Genomic DNA, 712 nt, shown 5'->3' with positions numbered 1-712 from the left:
CGCCGCGCTGGCGCAGCGTCCGCGCGGCATCGTCGCCAATCCCAATTGCTCGACCATGCAGATGCTGGTCGCGCTGGCGCCCTTGCACCGCCGCTATGGCATCGAGCGCATCAACGTCGCCACCTACCAGTCGGTCTCCGGCGGCGGTCGCTCGGCGATGGAGGAACTGGGCAAGCAGACAGGCGAGCTGCTGAGCTTTCAGGACATCGACCCGCAACGCTTCCCGGTGCAGATCGCCTTCAACCTGATCCCGCACATCGACGACTTCCAGGACAACGGCTACACCAAGGAAGAGATGAAGCTGGTGTGGGAAACCCGCAAGATCCTTGGCGACGACAGCATCCAGGTCAATCCGACCGCCGTGCGCGTGCCGGTGTTTTACGGGCATTCGGAAGCGGTGGCGATCGAAACGCGCGAGAAGATCACCGTCGAGGCGGCGCGTGCGCTGCTGGCGGCCTCGCCTGGCGTGGAAGTAGTCGACGAGCGCAAGCCCGGCGGCTATCCGACCCCGGTGACGCATGCGTCCGGCAAGGACCCGGTGTTCGTTGGCCGCATCCGCGAGGATCTCTCGCATCCGCGCGGACTGAATCTGTGGATCGTCGCCGACAACATTCGCAAGGGCGCGGCACTCAATGCCGTGCAGCTGGCCGAACTGGTCGCCCAGGAAGGGTGAGTGGCAGCTGGTTTCAAGCGCGCAGCGCCCGCGAGGGCG

General features: G+C 65.9%; 1 protein-coding gene. It reads left to right on the top strand.

What is annotated here, in order from left to right:
• Window positions 1-673 (top strand): aspartate-semialdehyde dehydrogenase (locus CKY51_RS22280; RefSeq protein ID WP_152250075.1); only part of this gene is annotated, 673 nt, incomplete at its 5' end.
• Window positions 674-712 lie beyond the last annotated feature (39 nt).

The sequence above is a fragment of the Xanthomonas maliensis genome, assembly GCF_009192945.1.
Classification (GTDB): Bacteria; Pseudomonadota; Gammaproteobacteria; order Xanthomonadales; family Xanthomonadaceae; genus Xanthomonas; species Xanthomonas maliensis.
This window is presented reverse-complemented; position numbering and strand designations above follow the sequence as displayed.